This window comes from Micromonospora sp. SL1-18, assembly GCF_047921505.1.
In the GTDB taxonomy this organism is placed as follows: Bacteria; Actinomycetota; Actinomycetes; order Mycobacteriales; family Micromonosporaceae; genus Micromonospora.
This window is the reverse complement of the sequence record NZ_JBLROA010000053.1, coordinates 24,802-42,720: the sequence shown is the minus strand read 5'-3', so window position 1 is coordinate 42,720 and position 17,919 is coordinate 24,802. Positions and strand designations below refer to the sequence as shown.

The 17,919-nt window shown below is 70.4% G+C and carries 17 protein-coding genes and 1 pseudogene; 6 read left to right on the top strand and 12 right to left on the bottom strand.

Going from position 1 to position 17,919, the window contains the following annotated elements:
• Window positions 1–177 precede the first annotated feature (177 nt).
• Window positions 178–1,416: a low temperature requirement protein A gene (locus ACNAW0_RS22530; protein WP_416289942.1), complete on the bottom strand. Its 1,239-nt coding sequence runs from the start codon at window positions 1,414–1,416 to the stop codon at window positions 178–180.
• A 345-nt stretch (window positions 1,417–1,761) separates the two neighbouring features.
• Between ACNAW0_RS22530 and ACNAW0_RS22525 the strand changes: the two genes are divergently transcribed.
• Complete coding sequence (locus tag ACNAW0_RS22525) at window positions 1,762–2,409, top strand: MOSC domain-containing protein (RefSeq protein WP_416289941.1); 648 nt, start codon at window positions 1,762–1,764, stop codon at window positions 2,407–2,409.
• Between the two features lie 92 nt (window positions 2,410–2,501).
• On the opposite strand, the gene ACNAW0_RS22520 is transcribed toward ACNAW0_RS22525, so the two are convergent.
• From ACNAW0_RS22520 to ACNAW0_RS22505, 4 genes are all read right to left on the bottom strand, one after another.
• Entirely contained in the window at window positions 2,502–3,347 is an 846-nt protein-coding gene (locus ACNAW0_RS22520; RefSeq protein ID WP_416289940.1) for an aminopeptidase, read from the bottom strand.
• A 274-nt stretch (window positions 3,348–3,621) separates the two neighbouring features.
• Window positions 3,622–4,911, bottom strand: coding sequence for an MFS transporter (locus ACNAW0_RS22515; RefSeq protein ID WP_416289939.1), 1,290 nt, complete (start codon window positions 4,909–4,911; stop codon window positions 3,622–3,624).
• A 1-nt stretch (window position 4,912) separates the two neighbouring features.
• Window positions 4,913–5,512, bottom strand: a complete 600-nt coding sequence (locus ACNAW0_RS22510) for a winged helix-turn-helix domain-containing protein (protein ID WP_416289937.1) — start codon at window positions 5,510–5,512, stop codon at window positions 4,913–4,915.
• A gap of 128 nt (window positions 5,513–5,640) precedes the next feature.
• On the bottom strand, window positions 5,641–6,513 hold the full coding sequence (locus ACNAW0_RS22505; RefSeq protein ID WP_416289936.1) for a LysR family transcriptional regulator: 873 nt from the start codon (window positions 6,511–6,513) through the stop codon (window positions 5,641–5,643).
• 73 nt (window positions 6,514–6,586) lie between these two features.
• On the opposite strand from ACNAW0_RS22505, the gene ACNAW0_RS22500 reads away from it, so the two are divergent.
• Both ACNAW0_RS22500 and ACNAW0_RS22495 read left to right on the top strand, forming a co-directional pair.
• The gene (locus ACNAW0_RS22500) at window positions 6,587–7,813 is read left to right on the top strand and encodes an MFS transporter (protein ID WP_416289935.1); all 1,227 of its coding nucleotides are present in this window, start codon (window positions 6,587–6,589) and stop codon (window positions 7,811–7,813) included.
• Window positions 7,814–7,850: 37 nt separating this feature from the next.
• Window positions 7,851–8,009, top strand: a pseudogene (locus ACNAW0_RS22495) (IS5/IS1182 family transposase); the annotation flags it as partial.
• On the opposite strand, the gene ACNAW0_RS22490 reads toward ACNAW0_RS22495, so the two are convergent.
• From ACNAW0_RS22490 to ACNAW0_RS22465, 6 genes are all read right to left on the bottom strand, one after another.
• Window positions 7,994–9,151 (bottom strand): hypothetical protein, encoded by a 1,158-nt coding sequence (locus tag ACNAW0_RS22490; RefSeq protein WP_416289934.1) that lies wholly within the window; start codon window positions 9,149–9,151, stop codon window positions 7,994–7,996. The pseudogene ACNAW0_RS22495 and the gene ACNAW0_RS22490 overlap by 16 nt on opposite strands.
• A complete protein-coding gene (locus tag ACNAW0_RS22485) occupies window positions 9,148–9,972 on the bottom strand; it encodes a class I SAM-dependent methyltransferase (RefSeq protein ID WP_416289933.1) in 825 nt (274 codons plus the stop codon). Before ACNAW0_RS22485 ends, ACNAW0_RS22490 begins: the two co-directional genes overlap by 4 nt.
• A gap of 58 nt (window positions 9,973–10,030) precedes the next feature.
• The gene (locus ACNAW0_RS22480; RefSeq protein ID WP_416289931.1) at window positions 10,031–11,134 is read right to left on the bottom strand and encodes a hypothetical protein; all 1,104 of its coding nucleotides are present in this window, start codon (window positions 11,132–11,134) and stop codon (window positions 10,031–10,033) included.
• Between the two features lie 248 nt (window positions 11,135–11,382).
• The gene (locus ACNAW0_RS22475) at window positions 11,383–12,339 is read right to left on the bottom strand and encodes a DMT family transporter (protein ID WP_416289930.1); all 957 of its coding nucleotides are present in this window, start codon (window positions 12,337–12,339) and stop codon (window positions 11,383–11,385) included.
• A 236-nt stretch (window positions 12,340–12,575) separates the two neighbouring features.
• The gene (locus ACNAW0_RS22470) at window positions 12,576–13,226 is read right to left on the bottom strand and encodes a LuxR C-terminal-related transcriptional regulator (RefSeq protein ID WP_416289929.1); all 651 of its coding nucleotides are present in this window, start codon (window positions 13,224–13,226) and stop codon (window positions 12,576–12,578) included.
• The gene (locus ACNAW0_RS22465) at window positions 13,214–15,196 is read right to left on the bottom strand and encodes a sensor histidine kinase (protein ID WP_416289928.1); all 1,983 of its coding nucleotides are present in this window, start codon (window positions 15,194–15,196) and stop codon (window positions 13,214–13,216) included. Before ACNAW0_RS22465 ends, ACNAW0_RS22470 begins: the two co-directional genes overlap by 13 nt.
• Before the next feature lie 158 nt (window positions 15,197–15,354).
• On the opposite strand from ACNAW0_RS22465, the gene ACNAW0_RS22460 reads away from it, so the two are divergent.
• Genes ACNAW0_RS22460 through ACNAW0_RS22450 form a run of 3 tightly spaced genes read left to right on the top strand, consistent with a single transcriptional unit; the run spans window position 15,355 to window position 17,186 of the window.
• Window positions 15,355–15,723, top strand: a complete 369-nt coding sequence (locus ACNAW0_RS22460) for a hypothetical protein (RefSeq protein ID WP_416289927.1) — start codon at window positions 15,355–15,357, stop codon at window positions 15,721–15,723.
• Window positions 15,720–16,397: a hypothetical protein gene (locus tag ACNAW0_RS22455; RefSeq protein WP_416289926.1), complete on the top strand. Its 678-nt coding sequence runs from the start codon at window positions 15,720–15,722 to the stop codon at window positions 16,395–16,397. The genes ACNAW0_RS22460 and ACNAW0_RS22455 overlap by 4 nt, the downstream gene beginning before the upstream one ends.
• A gap of 60 nt (window positions 16,398–16,457) precedes the next feature.
• Window positions 16,458–17,186, top strand: a complete 729-nt coding sequence (locus ACNAW0_RS22450) for a Clp protease N-terminal domain-containing protein (protein ID WP_416289925.1) — start codon at window positions 16,458–16,460, stop codon at window positions 17,184–17,186.
• A gap of 168 nt (window positions 17,187–17,354) precedes the next feature.
• Here ACNAW0_RS22450 and ACNAW0_RS22445 read toward each other — a convergent pair whose 3' ends face one another.
• Window positions 17,355–17,873 (bottom strand): hypothetical protein, encoded by a 519-nt coding sequence (locus tag ACNAW0_RS22445; protein WP_416289924.1) that lies wholly within the window; start codon window positions 17,871–17,873, stop codon window positions 17,355–17,357.
• Between the last annotated feature and the right edge of the window lie 46 nt (window positions 17,874–17,919).

The window sequence follows — 17,919 nt, the reverse complement described above, 5'->3', positions numbered from 1 at the left end:
TCCGCGGGTTCGGGGTTCGAGTCCCTGGCGGCGCACCAGCAGTAACACCCTCAGGGCCGGTCGTTCGGATCGGCCCTGACCTCTTTTGGTGACCCCTACGTCAGGCATCGAACAGAGGTAGGGCACCAGAGACGGCCGGAGGTGGACATCGACGCCCTTTCGTCGGCTTCGGATCCTTCATTCGGGTGGTGATGGGGCTTCGAGTGGTTTCCCGCGGGCTCGTGCGGCGTCGGTGATGGCGATCCCGGCCAGGACCAGTGCGGCGGTGAGGGAGGCCAACACCGGTGGTAGGAGGTGCACCAGCGGGGCTGCGAGGACGAGGATGATGACTCCGATGATCCGTGGTCGGGACACCCGGGCGAAGACCACGTATTCGAAGTGGGCGCGGCCGGCGACGTACAGGGCGGGGCCACCGAGGATGAAGATCAACCAGGCCAGCTTGGTGTGGCCGACAGCAAGTTGACCGCGGGCAGCTTCGAGCGGGTGGGAGATGGTCAGTTCGTATCCGATGGCGGTGATGATGATGCCGAGGATCATGATCCAGTGGGTGAAGGCGGCCACCCGGCCGAGGCGGGCGGGGTCCTTCGACGCGGCGATGGCGTCGGCGAGGATCTGCCCGGCCCGGTAGAAGTAGATCCGCCACAGCAGCACGGTGGTGGCGAAGCCGATCACGAACGCCGCCGTCGACTCGACGTCATACAAGCCCATGGTGTATGCGGCGGCGAGGGCCAGGACCGATTCACCGAGAGCGATCAGGAGGAACTGTTGATAACGGTCGGCCAAATGTTCGCCGGCCGCCGCCCAGGGGATGGCACGGGCCCGGCCGAGCTTCGGCACGGGCCACCCGAGGCGGGCCGCCAGGTAGTCCCCGGCCGCTGCGGCAACCCACAGCACCACCCGGGTCCCGTCGTGGGTGAACGCGCCGGCGATCCACAGGATGCCCGTCAGCGTGAACCAGACGAGGTCACGGGTGACCGTGTCCTCCAGATCGTGCCCTCGCAGCATGACCTTGAGGACGACGACCCGGCCGACCTGGATGACAACGTACGGCACAGCGAAGGCCGGGCCGCCGCCGCGGAACGCGGTCGTTAGCCCAGCCGACATGATCAGCACACCGAACATGGTCATGATGACGATGACCTGCACGGGTAGCCGGCGTGGGTCTAGTCTGGCCGTGGTCCACGTGGTCATGGTCCATACCCAGGTCAGCGGCAGGAGCAGCAGCAGCGTCCTGCCCGCGTCCGGGAGAGCAAGCCACGACTCGGCGAGCCCGGGACGGGCCAGATGTTCGGTCACCCGCAGGGCGATCCGCTGGATGACGAAGACGAACGCCAGGTCGAAGAACAATTCCAGGAACGTCGCCTGCTGCGGGCTCCCACGTTTGCGCAGCAGGTCGGACCGCCCTGCCGCCATCATCGCCGGCCTCACTTTGCTGACCCGTCACGCCGTTACCCTGCCACGCCGCCCTGTCGACGCATGTGCACTCGCGCCGATCCCACCCATACAACGTGGATCGCGCTCCCACGATGAAGGCATCGGGTGAGGCCACATGCTTGACGAATCCGTCCCAGCACCTGCTTCACAGCGGGCCTAGCGACCAAAGATCGCTAGCCGACGTCGATGCCGCGGGCGGGGGCGGTCCGCATGGCCTCTCGTGCAGCTTGACCCGTGAGTTGCCGCGCCACCGGCGGGTGGATGCCCCGCCGGTAGCGGCCGGGAAATGGGTCGCTTCGGCGGGCAACCGGCCCTACCTTCGCTGCCATGAGGCTTCTCTCCGTCAATGTGGGCAAGCCTCGACCCAATCCGTGGAAGAAGCTCAGCGCGACAGGAATTGACAAGCGACCTGGTCCCGGTCCGGTCGCTGTCATCGCCCCCGGCCCCAAGGGCACCGGCGAAGTCGGTCTCGTGGGCGACCGTGTCTACGACGTGAAGCACCACGGCGGTCCCGACCAGGCTGTCTACGCCTACGCCCGCGAGGATCTCGACCGCTGGGAAGCCGAGTTGGACAGGCCGATCACGAACGGTGGCTTTGGGGAGAACCTGACGACCATTGGCCTCGATGTCAATCGGGCGTTGATCGGCGAACGCTGGCGGATCGGGCCGGATGTCGTCTTGGAGGTGTCATGCGCACGGATCCCGTGTGCGACATTCCAGGGCTGGCTGCAACAGCACGGCTGGATCAAGCGGTTCACGCAAGCCGCGTTGCCGGGCGCGTATCTGCGCGTAATCGAGCCAGGCCATGTCCGCGCCGCCGACCCGATCGAGAGCATGTACCGACCCGCCCACCACGTGACCGTCGAGCTCGTCTTCCGCGCGATGACACTCGAACAGGAACTGTTGCCGCAACTGTTGGCCGCCGAGGCACTGCCCCAGGAAGAAAGGGAACTGGCCCGCAGGCGGTGTCCCTGAGCAGAGCCAAGTTTCCGGGCTGGCCCGCCTGCCATGGCGGATGCCGCCCGCGGATCACCTCGCCGGGCACCACAAGGGCTACCAGCCTCAGCCTATGATGCATCAGCCTCGCGGGAGCTGCGCAATGCGCCGACGGCCACCAGTCCCGCACCGGCGAGCGCGATTGCCGCCTCTATGGCCCACGACACCTGAGGGAAGCCTTCCGTTGACGTGCTCACCATCACTCCTGGCTTCAAGAAGCCGCCGCCGGGAGGCTTGGTCATAAGCCACCAGCCTGACCACTGGGCGGCGAGATCCGAGTAAGCGCGAGCCGCTCCCAGTGACAGCAGGAACAACCCCACCGGAAGCAGCCAACGCCGGTCGGCCCGCCACCCTGACAGTGCGAGTGCCCACATGGCCACGAGGGCAGCGAGCAGCGCCGGCCACACCGTCCCGAGCAGGTCGAACAGCGGATAGCGGCCGAACTCCCGCGCGGAGGTCAGCCCGAACCAGGCGAGTAGCAGCAGCGCGAGGACTGTCGTCGCGACCCCCCGCCGCCTGCCATGTGAAGGTAGCGCCAACGCACCGGCCGCGAGACAGAGAACGCCAAGTGCCAGACCCAGCGCGGCGAGCCTTTCCCGTTCGATCATCTCCTGCCAATGCGCCAACATGGCCGTCATCGCTACTCCTTGGCCGTGTGTCAGCCAGTCTGCTTCATCGACCTGCTCCTGATACCAGAACAGTCTCATCGCCGCCACCACGGCAAGTAGCCCGATACCGGCGGCGACGGCCCACCTGACGCGGCGCACACCCCGACTCGCCAACACGTAGCCGAGCAGTGCGAGCAGCATGACCAGGCCGAACTGCAGCGACGCGCCTGTCATGGCGAGCAGCGCCGCCCCAACCGAGAGCAGACCAGCCGCGACGGATGCAACGAGCAGGCCGAACGAAAGACGCATGGCCAAGATCGTGACACATGATCCGGAAGTGCGCGTAGCCCCAAATGTGGAGCGGACCGTGACCAGCACCAATTCGTCTGATAGCCGAATGGCGAGATGGCCGCTGTCGCCCTGGGCGGACTGTCGGGCCATTCACGGGCCACAACGCGGTGTCAGGAGGGGCCACACCAGGCCAGGCAGGACCATGGCGAGAAGGGAAGACGCTCTTAATCCGCGGGTTCGGGGTTCGAGTCCCTGGCGGCGCACCAGCAGTAGCATCCTCAGGGCCGGTCGTTCAGACCGACCCTGACCTCATTTCGTGGCCCTCGGCAGTTGCCGTTCGCGGCGTCACTGGTGGTGCCGGCTGATCCCGTACCGGTGACGGCTTGGGGAGGGCGAGCAGCAGGACCACGCCGGCCAGGCCGTAGGCCGCGCCTTGAGTGACGATGACCGGCTGGATCCCGATTCGGTCACCGAGGGCGCCGGCCGCGATGGTGCCGAGCAGCATGGCGGCGCCATTCACGGCGGCGATTGCCCCGAACACCCGCCCGCGGTACTTGTCAGTTGTCGCGCTCTGAAAGACCGTCATGCCGCCCGCTGTCAGAAACGCGGCCGGCAGCCCGACGAGCGCGATGAGCACCGGAGCGGGCCAGAGCGCGTGCGTGGCCAGCGGATACAGGAACAGCACCACGTCCAGTGCGCCGAATACGAGCGCTCCCCAGCCGAACATTTTTCGCGGCGCGAAATGGTGCCCGATCAGCGTCACCGTAGCGCCGCCCACCATGCCGCCGACCGCCTGAGCCGACATGATCACACCGTATGCGCGGGCGTCGCCCCCCAGCACGTCACGCACGAACGGTGCCATCAGCGTGCCCATGATCGCTTCGCCGACGCCGCTGGTGACGGTGAAGGCCAGGAAGACCCGCAGGACCCGACTGGAGAGCGCGATGCGAATGCCTTCGGCCCATTCCCGCATCAGGTGCTGGCGCGTCGCCGAGCCGGAGCGGCGCCGGGTGCGGATCAGCCGGAGCAGCCCGGCCGCGAGCGCGAACGTCACCATGTCTACGAGGCTCAGCAGGGCGATGCCGCCAATGGCCGCGATCACTCCGCCCAGAGCGGCACCGCCCAGGCGGGCGACCTCGCGGGTCTGGGCGTTGAGCGAATTGACTGTGACGAGGTGGTCGGTCGCCACCAGGGACGGCACGAGCGCAGCCTCGGCGGAGGTGAAGAACGGCGCGAGGCAGCTTTGCACCGCGATCACCAGGTAAACCACCCAAACCTGGTGCTGATGCCGCACTGCGAGCAGTGGGAGTAGGGCCACGACCATCAGCAGGTTGGTGACGACCATGGTCAGGCGGCGGTCCCACCGGTCGGCGTAAACGCCGGCGACCGATCCGAGTGCCATCTGCGGCAGCAGCGAGGCCAGGACCGATCCAGCAGATGCGAGAGTGGAGCCGGTCAGCACATAGACCTGGTAGGCGAGCCCGGTCCGCAGGATCCAGTCACCAGCCAGCGAGATCAGGTTCGCTGCGAGCAGCAGCCGCAGGTCCCTGCTGCCGGCAAGGATCCGCCACAGTCGGCGCACGTCATCCCCCCGACGGGGTTGCGCGCAACGGCGTGGCCACGAGCGTGAGGTTCACCGGTACGGCTTCCGCGGGCCGTTTGTCCGCATCGCCGAGCGGCCGCCGCAGAGCCAGCGGCGCTACCAGCTCGTCCCATCGCGCCTTCAGCTCGGCGAACTCCTCGACCGTGAGGTAAAGCAGGCTCTGCGAGACCGGGACGTGCTCGCCCCAGCGAGGATCCTCATCGGCGCGGCGCTGCTGCCAGTCCGCTAGCTCAGCGGCAGCCTGTTCGACCAGGTAGCGGTCGAGCAGGTCGACGGATTCCCAGGACTCCAGCGATCCGTCTGCCGCCTCGAACCGGTACGAGACAGCGGTGACCCGCCACGGCCGCTCACGGTTGTCACCTGCGTCGGCGTGTTCGACGAAGCCGTACTTGGCGAGCTGGCGCAAATGGTGTGAGGCGAGCGCCTGACTGATGGCGAGCTGTCGGCCGGCATCCGCGGCCGTAATGGACCCCTCACGACCGACAAGAAGAAGCAGCTTGAGCCGTACGGGATGCGCCAGCGCCCGGAGCGTGAGCGGATCAGTGACGACCCGTTGCCGGGGATCCGATTCCAAGGACATGCTTGGAATCTCAACTCGACAGTGGCAGCTTGTCAAGCAACTGCTTCTCCTACCAGGCAGGACGATCGGGATCACCCAGGGCGAGGAGGCATTACCGTGACCGGCATCGGCGTCCTTCAGACGAACATCTAGGTCCGTCTCGCCCGTTCCAGGCCGAGCCGGTCGGCCAGCTCGTCCACCACGGCCGCCAGGGCGGACGGCGTGGGTCGGCGGGTGACCAGGAAAAGGGTGAAGCGACCCGGCACTGGCGCTGTCGAGACCTGCTCGTTCGGGGCCGCGTAGGCGAGGGCGAGCCCGCGCGGCAGGACGACCGGGCAGTCGAGCAGCCGGCCCATCCGTACCGCGGTCTCGCCTGTGGCCGCCGGCCTGGGTCGAGCGCCCAGCGCGGAGATCCGCCGGTGCAGTGCGTCGGCGGACGGGTCGTACGTGTGGGCTACCACGTCGAGGCCGGCGAACGGCCGGCGTCCGGTGCCGAGCCGTACCCCGGGCGGGGTGAGCACGGCGAGCTGGTCGCCGGCAACAGGTGCCGCGGTTGTCGTGGCCGGCAGCCGCAACTGATTGGCGATGGTGACGAAAGCGGCGTCCAGCGAGCCCTCGCCGACCCACTCGACCAGCCGGTCGCCGTGGTCGGTGACCTGCTGCACGGTCACGTCGCCGAGCAGGTCGACCAGGGCGGGGAACAGCAACGCGGCCAGGCTCGGAAAGGTGCCCACGCTCAGCACCTCGCCACGCGCGGCCGCCCGGGTCCGGTCGAAGATCGCCTGCAGGTGGCCGAGCACGTGGGCCGCCTCCGCCGCCAGCGTACGCCCCGCCGGGGTCGGTCGCGCCCCGGTGGTGTCCCGCTCGAAGAGCCGCTCGCCGATCCGCCTCTCCAGCGCCGCCAGCCGGTTGCTCGCGGCCGGCTGGCTGATCCGCATCTCGCGGCCCGCCGCGCCCAGGGAACCGTGCCGGGCCAGCGCCTCGACGAGCCGCAGCTCATCGACCGTGGGTAGGGAGCTCATAGGCGCAGGTTATGAGCCACCGCGTCGATTCGCCAGCTACCGGGTGAGCCGCCGGAACCACATGATCGAAATCGTGAACCCTCGCCGCGCCCTCGCCGCCATGCTGACCACCACCTTCGTGACCTGGCTGGGGCAGCGTGCCACCGCCGTCGCGCTGCCGTTGGTCGCGCTCGCCGAGACCGGGTCGGCCTGGACCACCGGACTGGTCGGCGGCGCGGTCGGGCTGCCGATGCTCACCTCGGCCTGGTGGGCGCGGGGCGTGCGGCAGCGGCTGACCACCGGACCGTCCCTCGCCGGGGTGCTCGCGGTGCAGGTGCTGGGGCTGCTCGTCGTCCCGGTCGGCGCGGCGGTCGGCACCGTCGGCCCGCTCCACCTGGCCACCGCCGGGCTGGTCACCGGGGCCGCCACCGCGCTGAGCGGGCCGGGGCAGCGGGCGCTGCTCGCCGACATCTGCGACGACGCCGGCCCCGGTGTCGCCGCCCGGATGCTGGCCTGGCAGGACTTCGCGCACCGCAGCACCATGATCCTGGCGCCGCCGCTGGCCGGGTGGGCGATCACCGTCGGTGGGCTGTTCCAGCTGCTCTGGGCGGAGGCAGCCGCCGTCGCTCTCGGCGCCGTCCTGCTGCTGACCGTACGCGGCACCGCCGTGCCCCGCGCCGAGAGTGCCGCCAGCACTCCCACGCTCCGGCACGTGCTGGCCCGTCACCCCGAGGTACGCCGCGCGGTGACCATGGCCGGCGTCGGTGGTCTCACCTGGTTCGCCTTCACCCTCGGGCTGGCGATCCTCGGCGCCGAGACCGGCCGGCCCGGGCTGCTCGTCTCGGCCGGCATGACCGGCTACGGTGCGGGCTCGCTCGCAGGCGCGCTGCTCGCGCCGATGCTCGTACCCCGGCTGCCGCCGCTGGGCACGATGGCGGCCGGTTGGATCCTGCTCGGCGCGACCTTCGCCGCGCTGCCCGCCGTCACCTCCTCGCTCGCGCTGATCGCCACGCTGGCCGCGGTCGGCGGGTTCGCCATGCCGCTGGGCATCGCCGCCCTCAACCGCCTGATCGCCACCCGCACCGAGGGTGCGGAACGACGGGCCGCCTTCGCCGCGGAGAGCCTGGTGCACGACGGCGCCGTCTCGATCGGCCTGCTCGCCGGCGGGGCGGTCATCGACCTGGCCGGCGCCGGTCCCACGCTCGTCGTCGCGGGCGCCACCCAGGTAGCCGTCGGACTCCTCGCTGGCCCCTGGCTGCTCCCGGTCGCGGATCCCGCGCAGCTCCGCAGCCAGCGGATCGTCGGTCCGGCCCCTCGGTGATCCAGGGCGGGGACAGCCCGCAGCTCGTCCCGGTACTCGACGAAAACTCGGTTCGAAAGGCGGCCGGCCGCCGGCGTTCTACCCGCACAGGTACAAGCAGCGCCACGCGGTCGAGTGCGGCATCAATCGGTTCAAGCGCAACCGCGCAATGGCGACCCGGTTCGACAAGCTCGCCGTGCGCTACCGCGCGGCGGTCCGTTCTCCGGACCAAGAGATGATCGCGCCCAGCACACCGGCGGCCAAGAGAGTCACTCCGGAGACGGTCACCACCTTCGTCTGCCCGCTCACGTCCGGCAACAGGAAGGCCGCGATGTCGAGCAGAAACGACGCGGACGCGACCACGGTCAGTGCGGCGGCGGCCCGGTTGAGTCGCCTGTCCAACCCCTCGCTGCGCAGCGAGGCCTCGGCAAGCAGCGAGGCGTGCACGTGGCTGAGCAGCCTCTCCGCGCGCTCGTGGGTGCCGTCGAGCCCGATGGTCTCGCGGGCCGCGAGGTACGTGGCCCGGTGGTCCTGACCCGACTCCACCCGGTACGCGTCGAGATGGTGATAGTCGGCCCAGACGCCGTCGAGGAACCGACGGAACTCCGGACCCTCGAGCCGACCGGGGGTCGCGCGGGCCAGTTTGGTCAGGATCCGGATCCCGCCGACGCTCGCGCCGACCAGCACCGACTGCTGAGCGACGGCAATATCGGCTGGTTCCAGCATCGTGAGGATGTTCTCGACAGCGTCCTGGGATGGATCACCGTCCCAGGCGTAGGTGTAGGGCAGCAGAATCTGACAGTGGGGGCCCAGCGCCAGACCAGGCACCCGGCCGTCCGGCTCCCAGGCGGGGTCTCGCGTGATGAAGTGGCAGTTGTACCGGACGGCGCGGGGGTCGATTTCCGTCCAGTCGGCGGCCTCGGTGCCGCCCGGCGGCACCATCACGTGCCCGAGGAGTCCGGACCGCTGCGCGGCGGCCATGATGTCTCCCAGCAGGTCCTGGTCGGCCTCCCGAAGCCTGCGGTTGGTCGTCGCGTCCAGCGCGACCAGGGTGTGCACGTCGAGTTCGCGAAGATCCGCCCGGTGGCGCAGGGCATACGCCACGAGTACGGCACCGGCGGCGAGGACCCGGATCCGGCAACTGACGATCGTAACGTCGGGCAGGCTGATCGCGGCCCGGGCGAGTTCCGTGAAATCGACCTCGATCGTCTCCTCGAAGTTGTACGCCACCGAACCGAGCGTTCCCGGGACGAGGTCGATCTCGCCCCGTCCCGGCACCACCACGGTCTCCAACATGCGGTCGATCGAGGCGTAGTGCAGGGGGTATGCCCTGGTCTGGACGTGCAGTACGTCGGTCATGACCCGGCTACCGCCACGTGCTCCGGGATCAGCTCGGTCTCGGGTACGACGACCTCGCCGAGGTACCGGCGCTGGAGGTCCTCGGTGCTGTGGTTCTCCACGGGAGCACCCACGACCGCCGAGAGATCACTGGTGGTCAGGTAGCTGGCGTCCTCGGGAATCGACCGCTTCCGGAACCACCGGCGTTGCGCTGCCAGCACCGAATGGTCCGCCGCGGCGAGCGGCCAGTAGCTGACCACCGTCAGGGTCTGTGGCCCCGCCGCGGCCCCCAGCCCGACGACCGCCCGGGCATGCTCCGGGGGAAGATAGAAGACCAGCCCCTCGGCGACATACGCGATGGGCCGCCCGGCGGCGAACTGCCGGATCTGGTCGAGGAGACGGCGACGTGCCTCCGGGCCGTTCAGATCCGCCGCGATGTGCTCGACCTCTCGTTGATCAAGCACTCCGGCTGCCCGCAGCTCGGCGGCTCGTCGCCGCTTGGCGGCCACAAGCTCGGGCAGGTCGACCTCCATCGCCGCGGCGAACGGCAGCAGCCATGGATACGAGGAGAAGCCGGCGCCGCACACCACCAGCACCATGTCGCTGCGCTTCGCCAAAGCCTCGGCCAGGGTGTCCAGAATGATGCGGCCACGCAGTGACACGACCAGATCGTCGTGGGGGTACACATGCCCGCCGAACTCGTCCCACAGGTCCCGAACCGCGCCGCGGTCCTCGTCCGAGATCCACTCCCTCGCCAGCGGATCGCCCGCGAGATCCTCCCGTCGCGCTCGTGATTCGTTTACCAGGTAGGCGGTAAGTCCGACATCGTTGTGCACGTCCACATAGAACCATGATGCGGCAACGTGGAGGACGACCCCCCGCACTCGTGAAAGAGCAGGGCTAGGGGTTCGGCCGGCTGGTGCTTCGCAGTCTGCGCTTGACGCCTCTGATTGCTCGGGCCTCGAGCCGAGACAAGACCTCCTCGTACCGGCGGTCGGCCCGCTGGCTGAGGGAATCGACGTGCGCCAGCATGCCGACGATCGTCTCGATCGCCGTCTGAAGGACCTGCCCGTCGTCGAGCTCGTCGGGAGTGCGGGTCTGCTTCATGTTGGTCGGCCTGAGTTCGTCGAGATCGCCAACGATGTTGCACGGGTAGTCCTGGAGTTCCTTGATCTGCCGTTCCGCGAGATCCATCACCCACTCGGCCTTGTCCAGGCCGACGCCGAACTTCAGTCCGTTCTCGCGCTGTCTCAGCACCGCGTCGACCAGGTGGCGCTGGACGACCTTCTGATACGGCGTACGCAGCGGGTAGTTGTCCCCCAACGCCTGATTGACGCGGCGGAGCACCTCGGCCTCGGCGGCACCGAGCGAGGGGTTCGAGGTGGGGCCTTCGAGCTCGCACAGGCCGTCCGGGATGTTCATGATGCCGGCGAAGCGGTGCCACAGGGTGTCGTGCGGAGCCCCCGGAGGAGGGATGGTCACCAGGTGCCGCTGCTGCGCGGGAACTAGGTCGCCCCACCGATGTAGCATCCGGGTCGCCGTGTAGTTCTCCCAGAAGACCTCAAACTTGCCGAGTTCGACGGCTTGTATGAAGTCCTGGAAGCGCCAGGCGCTGCGGGCCCGGATGCTCTGCTGCCAGGTCGACGGAAAGGTACGCCACAGATCGCGTCCCGCCACGATGATGTGGATCTCGGCCGGTTGCAGGCTTTCCACCGCGCGGGCAGCCTGCTCCTGGCTGGCCGCACCCAGCCCTTCGTTGCTGATGATCACATCACCGGCCCACTTGCGGGACTTCGCGGCCAGCCGGTCCCACGTCCAGCGCGCGCTGGCGTCCCGCCAGTACGCTTGGCGAAGGTCGGCCATCGCCTGATCGTGAGCTGCTGCGGTCCCCGGCAGCAAGATCCCGGCCCGCTTCAAGCCACTTCTGTTGCTCCAGAGCACATTCTGCACGTAGGTGCTGCCCGTTTTCGGGGCACCGATGTGCAGGTAGACGCGTCTGGCCATGCTGCCTCCCGGAGCGGGACTCGCGCACCTGATCCGCGGCGGCCAGTCGTGGGCTCCCAGGGTGACATACGGGCATCGGGAGTCGGCTCCGAGGGCGAGTCTTAATCCGCGGGTTCGGGGTTCGAGTCCCTGGCGGCGCACAGCGGTAACCCGATCAGGGGCCGGTCATCGAGACCGGCCCCGGATCTGTTCGGTGACCCCCTCGGTCAGGCAGAAGACTGAGATCGTCGGTGGTCACCCCACGTAGCTCAGCTCTGCTCGCGACGCCGGCTACCGGTGAGGAAGGCCAGGCTCACGCCGACGACCGCCAGCCCGCACCAGGAGAGGACGGGCAGGCGTTCATCCAGGACCGCGACGCCCAGCACCGCCGCGACGGCGGGCTCGGCCAGCGTCAGGGTGGTGGCCACCTGCGCGGTGGTGTGCCGCAGGCCGTACCCGAAGAGCCGATAGGCGAGGAAGGTGGTGACCACCGCGAGGTGTCCGACCACCGCCGCGCCGCGAGAGGTGACCAGCCACTGCGCGTCGCCGCGCAGCAGCACCGGGAGGACCAGCAGCGCCGCGCCACCGAACATCGCCCCCATCACCGCGCCGGAGGGATGTCCCCGTGCGATGAGCTGCCCGCCGATGAGCGAGTAGGCGGCGTAGGACAGCCCGGCCAGGGCGGCCAGCGCCACGCCGGTGAGGTCGACGGCTGCGGTGGCGTCGGCGAGATCGGGGGCAAGGACCAGGACCGTGCAGCCGATGACCGCTGCCGTCGTGGCGTACGCCCAGCGCGCGGTCGGCCGGGCCTGCCGGGTGATCCAGGCCAGCAGGCCGGCGAAGACCGGTGCGCTGCCCAGCGCGATCACGGTGGTCACGGCCACTCCCGAGCGTGCCACGGCCGGGTAGAAGCTGATCGGATAGCCGGCCACCGTAACCGCACCCAGCAGGAGCAGCCACCGTTCGCCGCTCGTATACCGCTTGGGGAGCGAGTGGGCACCTCGGGTGGAGACGAACAGCAGCAGGCCGCCGAGGGTCAGACCGGCGGAGCCGACGGCCGCCGCCGGTGCTCCGGCCGGCGCGAGGGAACTGGCCGTTCCGGTGGTGCCCCACAGCACCGCGGCGGTCAGGATCGGAACGGCCCCGGTGACCGGGTTGGCGTGGTGGGCCTGCGGCTCGCCGGAAGCCGAGCGGGTGGCAGCAGGGGAAGAGGTGCGGCTGGGCACAGTCGTGAACTCCGTCGTCGAATACCGTCTTGGGGTCTGGATTCGAAACGGGCGCACGACCCGGCGTCCCGGCCGCCCGGCCGGGGCCGTGGATCAAGCCATCAGCGCGTACGCCCGGTCAGGCGCACAGCGGCGGCAGCACGACGTGCCAGTAGCGGTTCACGCGCCGATGGTACCGGCTGTCCGGGCGACGCCTCGCGCGCGCCGCCCAGGTTGGCCCGGGGCCTCGGCAACGCTCATCGGTGATGCGGCCGGCGGAGGTGGACGAGCACCGCGAGCACCCGCCGGTGGTCCTCGTCGGAGGAGGCCAGGCCGAGCTTGGCCATGATCGAGCTGACGTGCGCCTCGACGGTTCGTTCGGTGAGCCACAGTCGGCGGGCGATCCCGACGTTCGTGCGCCCCTGCGCCATCAGGGCGAGGACCTCCCGCTCCCGGGCGGTGAGGGTGCTGAGCGGGTCGTCCGGCGGTCGGTGGCCGATGAGCCGGGTGACCACCTCCGGGTCGAGCGCCGACCCGCCGGCGGCCACCCGCCGCAGCGTGTCGAGGAAGTCGTCGACGTCGAGGACACGGTCCTTGAGCAGGTACCCGAACCGTCCGCCGGTGACCAGGTCCACCGAATGCCGGGTCTCGATGTGCTGGGAGAGCAGCACGATGCCGAGCTTCGGGTGCCGCGCGCGGATCTGCCGGGCCGCCCGGGCGCCGTCGTCGGTGTGGTCGGGCGGCATCCGGACGTCGATGATGGCCAGGTCGGGTTCGGCCTCCTCGGTGGCGGCCAGCAGGCTCGGCGCGTCGACCGCCTTGCCGACCACCTCGTGGCCGGCGTCCGCGAGCAACCGCGCCAGCCCTTCCCGGAACAGCGCCGAGTCCTCGCCGATCACGATCCGCACGGCAGCACCGCCTCGACGAGTGTCCCGTTGTCCGGCTGGTCGGCCACCCTGAGCGAGCCTCCGGCGGCGGCGACCCGGTCGCCGAGGCCCGCCAGCCCGCCGCCGGGCCGGACGCGGGCACCGCCGACGCCGTCGTCGCGGACCAGCACGGTCAGGTCGCCGCCCGTTCGGGACACCCGCAGGTGTACGGCGGTGGCGCGGGAGTGCTTGACCACATTCGCGAGTGCCTCGCTGGCCACGTAGTAGGCGGTGGCGGCGAGGTCCTCGGGTACCGGCTCGGGGCAGACGTCGAGCGTGACCGACAGCGGCACGCTGCGGACCAGCATCGTCAGCGCGTTGGCCAGCCCCTCGTCGAGGCTGGGCGGGCGCAGCCCGTGCGCGATCTGCCGCAGCTCGGCGACCGCGGTGCCGAGTTCGGCGACGGCCTGGTCGAGCAGGCCGGCCACGTCGGTTTCGGGAAGGTGTCGCTGGGCGAGGCGCAGCGCCATGCCGAGTGAGACGAGTCGCTGTTGGGCGCCGTCGTGCAGGTCACGTTCCAGCCGTAGCCGTTCGGCGTAACCGGCGCGTAGCAGCCGGGACCGGCTGGCCTCCACGTCGAGCAGCGCTCGGCGTAGCTGTAACCGCAGCCGGACCACCTCGACGAGTAGCGCACAGGCGTCGGCGAGCTCGCGCATCAGCTCGCGCGTGGTGGTCCCGCCGCGTACGAGGACGCCGATCTGCTGGCCACCCAGCCGGATCACGGCCGCGTCCCCGGCTGCCTCGAAGCCTGCCCCGGTCGCGGTGACCAGCTCGTTCGTGCCTGGCATCCGATACCCGACCCGTATCTCCGGATCGCGCAACGCCTGTCGCAGTGCCTCTTCGAGCCGCTCCGGCGCCGCCACACCGGCGTGCATCCGATCACGGAGGTCATCGATCGCCGCGAGCGCGGCCTGGCGGGCCGGATAGAACCGGCGGTCCACCCGACGCTGCAACCGGACGCGCAACGGGGACAGGGCGAGCGCGCAGACCGCGGTGGCGCCGGCTGCGGCCACCGGGGAGGAACGCCCCGCCGCCACGCCGGCCACGAACATGGCGACCGTGTAGAACGCCAGCAGCGCGGCGGTGACCAGCCCGTAGGTGACCGTGGCGCTGAGCGCCTTGTCCACGTCGTACAGGTCGTGGCGGAGGATGCCGATCGTGGTTGCCGCCGGGATCGCGACCAGCGTCGCGGCGAGCCCGACCACGGCCAGGTCCGGCCCGTCGAGCAGCAGGTAGCTCAGCCAGCACAGCAGCAGCGTCGCGGGCAGGAAGAACGCGCCGAGCGCGAACCATTTCACCTGCGCCCGGCGGACCGGGTCGGTGGCTCGCCGGAATCGCGTCACCATCGCCGACGCGGATGCGACGAGCAGGACGAGCAGTCCGGGCAGCAGGGCGATCGCGATCGGTATCAGGACCCGCGCCAGCGCCGGAGGCGGGGTGCCGAACGCGTGCTCGACGTCCGCGAATGGCGGCGGGAACGGGGCGGGGTCGAGGCCGGCGAGCACGATGAACGCTCCCGGCACGACCACGAGGCCGGCGGCCACCAGCCGCCATCGCCGGCCGGGCAGCAGCCGCCCGTCGGGGAAGAGGAGCATGAGCAGTGCCGCCGGCACGTAGTTGAGCATCCAGAAGCCCTGGCCGGTGGTGACCAGGAGTGACGAGACCGGCAGCCGCCCCGGGTGGTGCTCGACGACGTACGCGTAGACGTCGGTCAGGGCGACCCAGATCGCGAGCAGCCCGAAGAAGGTGAGCAGCGGACCGATCACATTGGTCGGGCGCTTCGACGCGATCAGCGTGCCCAGGACCACGGAGGCGGCGGCGAGCAGGCAGGCGCTGGCGAAGTAGACCACCTGACCGGCGTCGCCGCCGACGGTCAGCAGCCAGCTTCCCGCGCCGACGAGCACGACGGCGAGCGCCGTCATCGCGTACGCGACCAGCCGCGACAGGGTCATGGCGTTCACGGTAAGTCCACCACGGCACCAACGGGTACGTGCCAGCACGGAGATGTCCTCCGTGCCTCCCCGCACCCCGAGTCCCGAGCCCGCCATGCCCTCGACCGGGCATCGGCCCAAGACTGCTGGTCAGGTACATCCGCTCAAGGAGGGCAACCGTGAGACATACCCGTACCTTCACCGTCGGCCTCGTACTCGCCGGCCTGCTCGGTCTCGGCGACCTCGCCACCGGGCTCTTCGGCGTGGGCGGCGAGGGCCAGCCGCCGGTCGCCGCAGCCGTGGTCATCACCCTGCTCGGCGCGCTCACCCTCGCCGGTTCCTGGTTCGCCTGGCGCGGACGGCGCGGCGGCCTGGTCACGGTGTTCGTCACCCGGATCCTGTCCGGGCTCGCCGTGCTGCCGGCGTTCGGCGACGATAGCATCTCCAGCGCGAACGAGGTGCTCATCGGCGTCGGTCTCGCGGTCACCGTCGTCGCCCTGGTGCTGATCTGGCCGGGCCTCCGGCGGCCGGTGGTGGCCACGCCATGACCGCGACCCTCGACCGCGAGACCACCCTCGCCCCCGCCGACGCGACGCGCCGCATCGGCACCGCCCTCGCGATGCTGCTCGCCCCCTGGGGATTCCTGGTCGCCAACGCCTGCTACGCCTGGGCCACCCGCGACGGCGGCAGCGACGAGACCGGCGCGGACAGCCTCGCGCTCTCCGCCGCGCATCCGGCGCTGCTCCGGGCGTCGGCCATCGCGGCCCTGCTCGGCTGCCTGCTCATCATCCCGGCCACGCTCGGCGCCATCGGGTTCACCCGGTCCCGGGCGAACCGGCTCGGCCTCGTCGGCGGATCACTCATGATCGGCGGGTACGTGGCGTACTTCGGCGCCGTGACGAGGGGCTTCGTCGACCTGGCCATGGCCGAGCGCGGTGGCCCCACCGGCGACTACGCCGCGGTGCTGGACGCCGCGAGCGAGGCCGCGATCCCGTGGCTGCTGCTCTTCGTGGTCGGGAACATCCTCGGCACCCTGCTGCTCGGCATCGCCCTCCTGCGCGCCCGGACCGTACCGTCCTGGGCCGCGGCCGCGATCTGCGGCTGGCCGGTGTTGCACGTGGCCGGCCTGATCGCCGGTACCGAATGGTTCGAGGTCGCTGGTGCCACGCTGCAGGCCGTCGGCTTCGCCGTTCTCGCCCTTCGGCTGGCCCGCACGAGTTGACGGCGCGAGAAGCGTCAACCGCAGGTTGACGAAGGTCATGCGTCAACTTATGGTTGACGCATGACCGACCCGCTGAAGATGACCCACCCCGTACGCCTCGACGAGCTGATCGATGGCATCAAGAAGGCGCACACCGACGCGCTGGACCAACTCGCCGACGCCGTCCTGGTCGCCGACCACCTGGGCGACGTCGCCGACCACCTGATCGGACACTTCGTCGACCAGGCCCGGCGCTCGGGTGCCTCCTGGACGGAGATCGGCCGCAGCATGGGCGTCAGCAAGCAGGCCGCCCAGAAGCGGTCCGCCGCAAAGGCGGAAACGGCCGCGGCGCTCGACCCCAACGCCGGGTTCGGCCGCTTCACCCTGCGGGCGCGCAACGTGGTGATGGCCTCGCAGCAGGAGGCACGCACCGCCGGCAACGCCGAGATCGGCCCGGAGCACCTGGCCCTCGGCCTGCTCGCCGAGCCGGAGGGGCTCGCCGCCCAGGTGATCGTGGCGCAGGGCGTACCCCTGGAGCGGCTGCGGGAGGTCGTCACCGCGGCGCTTCCGGCGAAGGCCGAGCAGGTCCCGGACCTGATCCCCTACGACGCTCGGGGCAAGAAGGTCCTGGAGCTCACTTTCCGGGAGGCGCTGCGCCTCGGCCACAACTACGTCGGCACCGAACACATCCTGCTCGCCCTGATCGAGGAGGAGGGCGGCGACGGCGTCCTCACCGGCCTGGGCCTGGCGAAGGACACCATGGAGACGGCCGTCAGCGGCGCCCTCGCCGAGATCGCGCGGGGGCGCTGACCCCACTCGCGGGGGACCGGGATCCCCCGCGCTGGGGAGCCCCGCGACGGCACCCGGCCGGCAGGATCGGGGTGCAGCGGTGGTGCCCACGCCACGGGCGCCGGCGACGACCCCGGCACCGCCGGCCGGGTACGCGGCACGGGGGCGCGTACCCGGCGGGGTGGGACGTCAGTCGACGGCGGGGAAGCCGTAGCGGGCCGCGTGCTCCGGGTCGGCGGGGTCGACCTGCCGGATTCCGGCGTCGGCGAGGCGCTTGTTGACCTCGTCGAGGTGCTCGCGTACCAGCCGCGCCTCCTCCTCGGTCACCCGGCCGCGATGCGGCTTCCCGGCGTGCTCGACGGTGCCGTAGTCGACCTTCTCCGTGCTCCGCCGTGCCTTCGGCAGCTTGACCCGCTCGGCGGTACGCAGCAGCCGCGCCATCGGCGTGTCGGTGGCCATGGCGTCGAACTCGCTGGCGGTCAGCACCACCCGGCGCGGTTCGCCCCCGCCGTGCCGGTCGTGGATCTCCACCACGGCCACGTCCAGCGCCGCGTCGTCGATGCTCTCCACCTCGAGGGGTGTGGCATCCAGCTGCACGGGCCCGGCGACCAGGTCAGGGTGCTCCAGTACGACGACCTTGACCACCTCGTCGTCGGGGCGCAGCACCTGGCCGCTGAAGTCGGAGACGTGGATCGTCTTCTTGCCCATGCGCGGAGTTTCTCCTGTCGTAGGCCGGATTTTCGGACCAGACGAC

Coding starts and splice junctions, on each gene's coding strand:
- ACNAW0_RS22445 (WP_416289924.1), bottom strand. CDS start 17,873: ATGGGCAAGAAGACGATCCACGTCTCCGACTTCAGCGGCCAGGTGCTG.
- ACNAW0_RS22450 (WP_416289925.1), top strand. CDS start 16,458: ATGACCGACCCGCTGAAGATGACCCACCCCGTACGCCTCGACGAGCTG.
- ACNAW0_RS22525 (WP_416289941.1), top strand. CDS start 1,762: ATGAGGCTTCTCTCCGTCAATGTGGGCAAGCCTCGACCCAATCCGTGG.
- ACNAW0_RS22510 (WP_416289937.1), bottom strand. CDS start 5,512: ATGTCCTTGGAATCGGATCCCCGGCAACGGGTCGTCACTGATCCGCTC.
- ACNAW0_RS22520 (WP_416289940.1), bottom strand. CDS start 3,347: ATGCGTCTTTCGTTCGGCCTGCTCGTTGCATCCGTCGCGGCTGGTCTG.
- ACNAW0_RS22490 (WP_416289934.1), bottom strand. CDS start 9,151: ATGACCGACGTACTGCACGTCCAGACCAGGGCATACCCCCTGCACTAC.
- ACNAW0_RS22480 (WP_416289931.1), bottom strand. CDS start 11,134: ATGGCCAGACGCGTCTACCTGCACATCGGTGCCCCGAAAACGGGCAGC.
- ACNAW0_RS22465 (WP_416289928.1), bottom strand. CDS start 15,196: ATGACCCTGTCGCGGCTGGTCGCGTACGCGATGACGGCGCTCGCCGTC.
- ACNAW0_RS22530 (WP_416289942.1), bottom strand. CDS start 1,416: ATGATGGCGGCAGGGCGGTCCGACCTGCTGCGCAAACGTGGGAGCCCG.
- ACNAW0_RS22505 (WP_416289936.1), bottom strand. CDS start 6,513: ATGAGCTCCCTACCCACGGTCGATGAGCTGCGGCTCGTCGAGGCGCTG.
- ACNAW0_RS22455 (WP_416289926.1), top strand. CDS start 15,720: ATGACCGCGACCCTCGACCGCGAGACCACCCTCGCCCCCGCCGACGCG.